Here is a 9,256-nt window from a genome sequence, read left to right on the forward strand (position 1 = left end):
CTTTCTACATACAACAGTCTTGTTAATTTTTTGTATATGTTTACAATTTTTAATACCGAGGATTCCAAAAAGGATAAGTTGAAAAATGTAGTTTTTTAAGTGTTTGTGCATAGTAAATTTGGATGGTACAACTTAACTACTCTTTAAATATGAGATAGAATATAATCCTCTATTGGATTATATTTAGTTGCTAACTATCACACTTAAAAGAAATGAAAATATACTATCATTAACATGGAAATTCGAATTAATTTACGAAACTAACTGTAACTATTATAGTTACAACCAAGATTGATGTCAATTTCAAATCTCTCCCCTTTTAATGGACAAAAGGCATGAAATATTGAACAATAATACGATATTTATAAAAAGAAGGTAATGTTTTATTTCCTTACTCAAAGAATTATAAATGATTTAGGATTAGGTGAAGCTGATTCTGATATTGCATCTCAAAAAAGAATGTTACTCTAAAAATAGAATTATGAAAGGAATGATGGATGAATAATGATTAACTAATTTATATTTTAAGTTGAATTTTATAACTTCAAACTACAAAATATAGGGTTAGTCTATCCATTTTTAAAATTCAGTTCATACTTTATTTGTCATGATTCAAATAATTAATAAGTACTTATTAATTATAGACGAAAGACTAATCCTTCCGATTACAAATTGGGGGATTTTTTTATTCCCGTTTTATGTTAGTTGAAACTTATTAATTGTTACATACACCTAACAAATAAAGGAGCGAAAAAAATGAGTACTTCAGACACTATTATTACACATGTAATGCTCTATATAAGTCGTTAATATCCATCAAACTTATATAGAGGAATTAAAAAATGGATGGATGTTCCTCCTTTATATGAAACGTTTCGATATATAAAGGAAGAATTATTATGTCAATGATAAAAGTTCAAGACTTAACTTTTTCATACCCACGTAGCTTTGATACTATTTTTGAAGGTGTAAACTTCCAAATAGATACGGATTGGAAACTGAGATTTATCGGTAGAAACGGACGAGGTAAAACGACATTCTTTAATTTATTGTTAGGGAATTATGAGTATAGTGGGAAAATCCTTGCTTCGGTAGAATTCAATTATTTCCCCTATCCTGTTGCAGATAAGAACAAACTTACTCATGAAATCCTTGAAGAAATTTGTCCCCAAGCAGAAGATTGGGAATTTCTACGTGAAATATTCTATAAAAAGCTCATTTATATATATGGGACGAACCACTAAATTTTATAGATATCTATTCGCGTATGCAGATTGAAGAGCTTATTCAACAATTTAATCCCACAATGGTTATTGTTGAGCATGATAAGGTATTTCAACAAACAGTTGCAACAAAAACTATATCTATGTAGCTCAAAGCGAACACTTGAAAATATAATCAGTACATCGAATCATTAACTGAAAAATACTTTGATAAAATGATGAAAAAGGCCTAGTTTCTCTATAATACATTGAGAAATTAGGCCTTTTAATAAGAAAAGTAGGATTCTTAAACATTAAATACAGTTTAACTTTTCAATTCTATTTTCACAGATTCATATATTCTTCTAAAGTCAGGTTTTTCTTATATATATTTTCAGCAATATGTCCTACATAGCGAATATGCCAAGGTTCATATGCATAACCTGTAATACTTTCCTTCCCCTTAGAATAACGAATGATAAATCCTGCACGATGCGCGTTTTCTTTCAACCATTCGCCTTCCTTCGTGTTCGCAAACGCTAGCTCTAGTTCATTATTTGCACTTTTAGATGAAACGTCCATCGTTAATCCTGTTTGATGTTCACTATGTCCAGGCTTTGCCGAGAAACGATCCGTATGCTCTTGTCCTTTCTTTTTAACATTGTTGGCATACAGAGTTTTTTGATATTCATAGGAACGAAACCCTGAAACAGCATTCAACTGGATCCCCTCTTGCTTAGCTAGAAGGAATAACTTTTCTAGCGCTTCAGCTGCTTCTTTACGAAGATAACTCTTTTCTACCGTTCCACTAAATGAGAATGGTACATTCGGTACTACTAAATCCTTTGGCTTATAGTCTTCGGGCAATCCATATTCCTTATTTACTACAGCCTGTATACTAGCAAAAGAACTTGCTATCTTATTTGAAGTCCCATTTTGCTTACTATTATTCTCATTATTTATGGAGTTTTCACGAGTTTCATAATTTGTCTTTTCTGGTTCTTTACCAATAGATTGATTGGTGTAAACGATAAAGACACCTAGTATCACAATCATACAAGTGAAAATCCCTACTAATTTAATTCTCATTATTCATTTCCTTCCTAACACGCTTACTGTTTCTCGTTCATCATACTTGAACCATATCAAATCCATATTAATTTGACGTGAACTTTTCTTCATACAGTATTCCTTACTAAAATGACAGTATATCTTCCTATTTCTTTGCCACTCTTAAGATTCCAATATATAAAATCCATTCTATTCCTACATATAGAAAAACAATCTGAAAATTTGTATAATAAGATGAAAAGTGTAGCATTCTATTATAGAAAGGTCTTGGTATGATGCTAGGTATTCATGTAAAAAAAACAAAGGAAGAGTTAATTATTTCATGGCAGTTGGCGAAGGTTACGATTCCATTAGGTGATGTGATTGAGGTTACCGAAGATTCTACCTATGCTGGCGTTGAAGAATCAAATGTGATTCGTATTGGAACAGCATATGGTACAACGGATCGTATTTTAATTAAAACGGTAAAACAAAATTATGTATTATTTACTACGAATAAATTTTCGATTTTAAATGCTATTCACGCTTAAAATCGAATGTCCAAACTGACTCAAACAAAATCCGAGTTAAGTTCAAAAATGAAAGGTCTTCTAATTATTAGAAGACCTTCTTTGTAAAAATGATATAGTTATTATGCGTTTCTACGTTTGATAAATAATACAGTTCCAAGAGCTAATAATAAAAGGCCAACGCCCATTGAGATCCACATGGATAAATCTCCACCTGTAACTGGTAATATTCCTGATTTTAATGTCTTTTCTGCTTTTTGTTGTTCTGGTGTTGGAATGCTTTTATCTGGATGCGGCTGATCTGGTTTTGGTTGATTAGGTTTTGGTTGTTCCGGTTTTGGTTGTTCCGGTTTTGGTTGTTCCGGTTTTACTTCTTTAAATTTCACTGTTTGCCCCTTATCTTCGATGTCAACATGTATAGCTACCAAGACATTATCTTGATACAATTCTTCAAACACTACCACTTCTTTACCTTGTAATGCAGAAGCATTAAATGTGAAATCTAGTGTGATAGAACCATTTTTTTCTTTTGCTGTAAATTTAGATTCTACTGTTACTTCTTTACCATCAACTACTAATGGTTTTTTTGTTGCTTTATCCATTAGTTTGCCTTTTACAACGTACTCTTTACCTACGATTAAGTCTTTGTATTCCACTTTATCTTGGATTGTTACAAATTTAGAAGCATCTAACTCTTTAGAACCATCAGCTTTGTTTGTAGCTGTCGTTTTAATAGAAGGCTCTACAAATCGAACTGTTTGACCTACATCGTTAATGTCAGCGTGAGTTGCTATTACTTGACCTTCATGTAACAAGTCTTCAAACACGACTACTTCTCTTCCTTGCTGCTCAGCACCAACGAAAGTAAAGTCTAATGTTACAAAACCATTCTTTTCTTTTGCAATAAATTTAGTCTCAGCTGTTACTTCTTTACCATCAATTAATAATGGTTCGTTAATAGCTTTGTTCATTAATTTTCCTTTTACAGTGTACTCTTTACCAACAACTAAGTTAGTATACTCCACTTTATCTTGGATAGTGATAGCATCCTTTGCATGAATCTCTTTTCCACCATCAGCTTTGTTTGTAGCAGTTGTTTTTACTAATGGCTTAACGAACTTAACTGTTTGACCTTTATCATTGATATCAGTATGTGTCGTAACAACTTTTCCGTCTTTCAGTAACTCTTCGAATACTACTACTTCTTTTTCTTCTAAACCAGTTGCATCAAAAGTGAAATCTAGTGTGATAGATCCGTTTGCTTCTTTTGATGTAAACTTAGTTTCAGCAGTTACTTCTTTACCATTTACAACTAATGGTTTATTAGTCTTTTTATCCATTAATTTACCTTTTAAAGTGTACTCTTTACCTACTTGTAGGTCTTTGTATTCCACTTTATCTTGGATTGTTACAGACTTAGAAGTGTGCATTTCTTTTGTGTCATCTGTTTTATCAGTAGCTGTTGTTTTTATTGAAGGAATCTTTTCATCTTTGACAATATGTTTAATGATTTGACCATTCTCCTTGATCTCAAAAGAGAACGTTTCTTCATTCAATACATAACCTTTTGGTGCAACAGTTTCTTTATATGTGTATTTTCCAAATGGTAACTTTTCAAACTTCGCGATACCTTTATCGTCTGTTTTTCCTTTTACTACTTCTTTTCCTGCTTCATTATAAATAGTAAACTCTGCATTTGGAAGTTTGTTGTTTCCATCAGCTACATCAACTTTTGTAATTTCTAGATCACCTTTGATAAGATGATTAACTGCTAATAACTCAATAATTTTCCCATGTTCCTTTATTTCGAACACAATTGGTTCTTTAATAAGAACATAACCATTTGGAGAAGCCTTTTCTACAAATGAATATTTACCATATGCTAAATTTTTGACGTTAACTTCACCATTTTTATCTGTCTTATATTCACCAATAACTTTCCCACTTGCATCTTTTAACTCGAATACTGCACCTTCTAATTTTTTGCTGATATCTTCATTATCTACTTTAAGTAATTTTACACTACCTTTTACTTCGGTATTTTCCACTGTAAAAGTAAGTGTTTTATTGTGCTCTTTAATTTCAAAAGGATACTTTGTTTTATTTTCAATATATCCATTAAGTGTTTTTGTCTCTAAGAAATAATACTTACCATACGTAAGACCTTCAACGTTTGCAATTCCATTTTCTTTTGTTACTACTTTTTTCACTTCTTTTCCATCTTCAGTGAAGACTGTGAATTCAACATTTGGTAAAACCTTTCCTGAATCACTAAGTTTTTTAATTTCGATGTTACCTTTTACTTTATTGTTTACTACTTGAACAGCTCCTGTTTCCCCTGTTTTAACTTCAATAGTTTGTGGTTTATCACCTGAAACATAACCTGTTGGTGCTTTAATTTCTTTTACTGTATATGTACCAATTTGTAGGTTATTTAATTCTACAGTACCATCAGCACCAGTCGTGATTTTTCCAACTGATTCATTATTTGCATTAAAGACTTCAAATACTGCACCAGCTAGAACTTCCCCATTTTCTCCAACCTTTTTAATTTTTAAAGAACCAGTTGCTTCCCAATTTACTGCAAGATCACCACTAAGCTTTTCTTCATTTCTTTCTAATAATACTGTAGCATTCTGAACAGTATCCGTGCCGCGGTAAGCAATTGCTTGAACTTTAGTTAAATTAGCAGCAACACTTAAATTAAATTCACCTGTTTTTGTGTTCTTAGGAATTTGGATACGGAATTTTTCCCCAACTGAAAGCTGATCTCTCACTTCACCATTTTCACTAACAATTTTAACTCCATTAGGGGCATTTTTCGCTACTACCTTATAAGAACCACTCTTAGCATTTGTTTGCACTGTGTATAGGTTTGTTTCAAAGAACTCACCCTTTAATTCTGCTTTTTGCTTTTCAGCAGGAATCACATTCATAAAAATATCTTGCGTCTCTTCACTATTATTAGCATTACTAATAATAGCCTTAGCTGCTTTTTCAACATTTTTATTCTCATGTTTTAATTCATTTACATCAAGTTGTCCTAATGCATTCCAGACCGCAAGCTGAGTTGCATAATGCGCTTCATTTTTATTAGCTACTCCCAGCTGTTCAGTACTTTTTTGTGGGAAACCATTTAATAAGACCTTATATACTACATTATCTGTTTTCCCCATTTCAGGAAGATCTTCACCATTTGGTGATTTTAATCCAAGAGTTAAGCAATAAGCAATTTGACCACTTGAATTTTTAATAATTTCAGTTCGAATGTACTTACCTAGACTATTACTATAACTCCAGTCCATTGAATATTTTTCATGCGTCATAACTTCTGCACTAGCCCTTGGTAAAAACACATTAAGGAATAATGCCAGTACTGATAATAATGTAAAAACTCTTATAATAACTCTCTTACTCAATTCTGAAACCTCCCTAAAATAAATTTATCTGAGTATATATCGCAATATCTAAAACATTCACGAGCAACCCGATTATCATTATAAAACAACAAATTACAAATATTAAACAAAATTAGCTAAATAGTCATAAAATTTACACATTTTGATATTTTTCAAGTTTTTAAATGAGTTTACTATATACAGATTCCAAAACACGACTGCAATTAACCAGATAAATATGTATGTTAAATATGTAACTAGTAGTTCTTTTGTTCAAGTTAGTAATCTTCTATTTTATCCAACCATTACTGTAAGAAAATCCACCCAATTGCTTTTACCTAATAAATAAAAAAAGGCATCAAAAGTTTCGCTTTGTAATCATATATTTTGGCATATTTAATTATCTTTAAAAGAGGCCACTATTTAAATTACTAGTTTACTTCTTTCCATTTTATTTATAAATATGTACAATTTGTTCAACAAAAAAAGTTCCCTATTTTATATGAGGAAACTTTTTACGTAGTATGAACCTAAAAACCTAAAATCCCTATAATCTGGCGGGCCTTAGCATTATCAATATAATAATGCATCTCTAATCCTCGTCTTTCTGCACGGAGTACGGTCCCCTTTAATTTTGATAGATGCTGTGAAACAGTGGATTGCGGGAGTTTTAATATTTTCGTTAACTGTGTAACATTACACATTTTATGGTGCATTAATTCATTTACAATTTGTAATCGAACGGGATGTGCCATTACCTTTAATACATCTACATCTTCTTCACTGATTTTAACTCGATTTCTATTAGATAGTAATGTTGTCATTTCACATTCTCCTTTATTATTTATTTCTATTTTCCTATTATCCTTATAAATAGTACTTATAGATGATTACCATTTGTCCTGTTGAGAAAATATATTCTCTTTATTAAATAAAAAAGAGACCCCTATCCTGAAAAACAGTAATTACTACTTCAATGAATTAATGTCCTCTAATTTTCAGCCAAACTATATTTTAGAAAGATTATTTCACAGTCTATTACATGATTTTGAGCAAGGTTTAACATACTTTGTTAAGCGAAAAATCTATAAGAAATCTTCCTTCATTTCGCCTTATACAACTTATACTATTTATTTCTCAACACAAATAAACGAAATTAAATTCCCAATAACGATACCTTCAGCTGTTAATTCTCATTCCTTTGTGAAAGTCCCTCTCTTTAATAACAGGGACTTTTAACTTTCCCCAATTAAAAAATAGCCTTTTCATTTCATTTTCTTGTTACCTCGAATAATATGTACCCCTCTTTTAATCTATTAATTCCTTATTACACTCCTCCATTTAGATATAAGGGGAACTTCTCATTCAAAGAATAAATTATGCAACATTGCATTTGATAATCATTTTCATTGTAACTATAATGATTACAGGATTACTATTAATCCAAATATTCTACATGGAGGTTTTATTATGTTCAAAAAAATTATTGTATCTTCTATGGCGCTTACTATGTTCGGTGGAGCTACAACTATGCTAGAGGCACCTACTGCTCAAGCAGCTTCTTATAACTCAACATCATCCTCTTACTTTGATGTCACTCCTGAAGAGGCCGCGGCTTTCTATCAATCTCAAGACTATAAAAAATTAAAAGTATTTATGGATGACTTTGAAGCTAGAAATCCTTATACTCCTGGTGGGGGCTACGCTCAAGGTAGTGTACGTATGCAAAAATTCAACGATGCTCTTAGAAATGCTAAATTAACAAATGTCTACCAAGAATTTATTAGAATCTCATACTACAATCATTATCCAGAACCAAAATAATAACAACGAATAAAATATTTATTATTTCTATAACTTAGCCTAATTTTAAATGTATAGCCTAAAAATAATGATTAGAAACCAATCCTATAAGAGTGGTTTTTCTATTTCCCAATATAATTTAGCTGCATGTTAAGTCACCTTTATTTTGAAATCTTTCATAATGGACATTCTCTCATTTACACAAACTAGTAGTTTAGCGACGGAAATATCAAAATGTATTTATAAGTGGTTGGAAGTAATTCTTTTCTGTTTCATAACAAAAAACGAGCACCCTCTCACAATTACATTGAACTGCACCCCAATTGTTAGACACCGTCTAACAATTGGAGATGCAGTTTTTCTATGGTTAAATTTACAGCTGATGAAAAAATACACATCGTTCAACGTTATTTGAACGGAAATGAAAGTTACCGAGAAATTAGTAAAGCGGTTGGTATAAGAGACACCGTAATTTTGAATTGGGTAAACCAATATAAAATTACGGTGTGGAAGCTTTTCTAAAACGGTATACAAATTACACGCAACAATTTAAACTAGACGTACTAAATTTTATGATTGAAAACGGTACGTCCTTATTTGAAACGGCAGCTATTTTTAATATTCTTGCCCCTTCAACGATTATTGTTTGGAAAAAACAATTCGAAACACAAGGAATCGCTGCCCTTCAATCAAGGAAAAAGGGGCGTCCATCCATGGAAAAAGATTCAAATAAACAATCAAAACAAACACCAGTTGAAGGTTCAGTCGAAGCACTTGAAGCACGTATTCAACAGCTTGAAATGGAAAATGAGTACTTAAAAAAGTTGAATGCCTTAGTTCAAAACAAGGAAAAATCACGAAACAGGACAAAGCACAAGTAGTCTATGAATTAAGGCATAAATATTCGGCGAAAGCACTTGTAGCGCTAGCTAACATTCCACGAAGCACGTATTATGATTTAGTAAAGAAAATGAATCGTCCGGATTTAGATGCCGATTTGAAAGCTGAAATTAAAGCGATTTATGAGGAAAATGAAGGCCGTTATGGCTACCGTCGCATTCGTGATGAGTTAACGAATCGTGGTCAAAAAGTGAATCACAAGAAGGTTCAACGCATTATGAAAGAGCTTGGATTAAAGTGTGTTGTGCGTATGAAAAAATATAAGTCTTATAAGGGGAAAGTTGGTAAAACTGCACCCAATATTTTAGCGCGCAATTTTCATGCAGATGCACCGAATCAAAAATGGGTAACAGACATCACAGAGTTTAAATTG

6 protein-coding genes and 1 pseudogene are annotated in these 9,256 nt (G+C 31.7%); 4 read left to right on the forward strand and 3 right to left on the reverse strand.

The genetic code is table 11. The features are described from left to right. Positions 1–899: 899 nt before the first annotated feature. Positions 900–1,244 (forward strand): ATP-binding cassette domain-containing protein, encoded by a 345-nt coding sequence (locus ACS2MN_RS10940; protein ID WP_016108872.1) that lies wholly within the window; start codon positions 900–902, stop codon positions 1,242–1,244. A gap of 303 nt (positions 1,245–1,547) precedes the next feature. On the opposite strand, the gene ACS2MN_RS10945 is transcribed toward ACS2MN_RS10940, so the two are convergent. Beyond that, complete coding sequence (locus ACS2MN_RS10945; RefSeq protein WP_346994450.1) at positions 1,548–2,291, reverse strand: M15 family metallopeptidase; 744 nt, start codon at positions 2,289–2,291, stop codon at positions 1,548–1,550. Positions 2,292–2,548: 257 nt separating this feature from the next. Here ACS2MN_RS10945 and ACS2MN_RS10950 point away from each other — a divergent pair, with 257 nt between their 5' ends. Further along, positions 2,549–2,803 carry a SunI/YnzG family protein gene (locus tag ACS2MN_RS10950; RefSeq protein ID WP_002093492.1) on the forward strand — a complete coding sequence of 85 codons (255 nt, stop codon included), beginning with the start codon at positions 2,549–2,551 and terminating at the stop codon, positions 2,801–2,803. Positions 2,804–2,904: 101 nt separating this feature from the next. On the opposite strand, the gene ACS2MN_RS10955 is transcribed toward ACS2MN_RS10950, so the two are convergent. Both ACS2MN_RS10955 and ACS2MN_RS10960 read right to left on the reverse strand, forming a co-directional pair. After that, positions 2,905–6,201 carry a VaFE repeat-containing surface-anchored protein gene (locus ACS2MN_RS10955; protein WP_346994449.1) on the reverse strand — a complete coding sequence of 1,099 codons (3,297 nt, stop codon included), beginning with the start codon at positions 6,199–6,201 and terminating at the stop codon, positions 2,905–2,907. A gap of 509 nt (positions 6,202–6,710) precedes the next feature. Beyond that, positions 6,711–7,004, reverse strand: coding sequence for an ArsR/SmtB family transcription factor (locus tag ACS2MN_RS10960; protein ID WP_000209596.1), 294 nt, complete (start codon positions 7,002–7,004; stop codon positions 6,711–6,713). A gap of 646 nt (positions 7,005–7,650) precedes the next feature. On the opposite strand from ACS2MN_RS10960, the gene ACS2MN_RS10965 reads away from it, so the two are divergent. Together ACS2MN_RS10965 and ACS2MN_RS10970 are read left to right on the forward strand one after the other, a co-directional pair. Beyond that, positions 7,651–8,004 (forward strand): hypothetical protein, encoded by a 354-nt coding sequence (locus ACS2MN_RS10965; protein WP_000473492.1) that lies wholly within the window; start codon positions 7,651–7,653, stop codon positions 8,002–8,004. Between the two features lie 342 nt (positions 8,005–8,346). Continuing rightward, positions 8,347–9,256 (forward strand): annotated as a pseudogene (locus ACS2MN_RS10970) (IS3 family transposase); the annotation flags it as partial.

Origin of the sequence: Bacillus cereus group sp. BceL062 (assembly GCF_051780025.1) — a bacterium.
GTDB classification, from domain to species: Bacteria; Bacillota; Bacilli; order Bacillales; family Bacillaceae_G; genus Bacillus_A; species Bacillus_A toyonensis.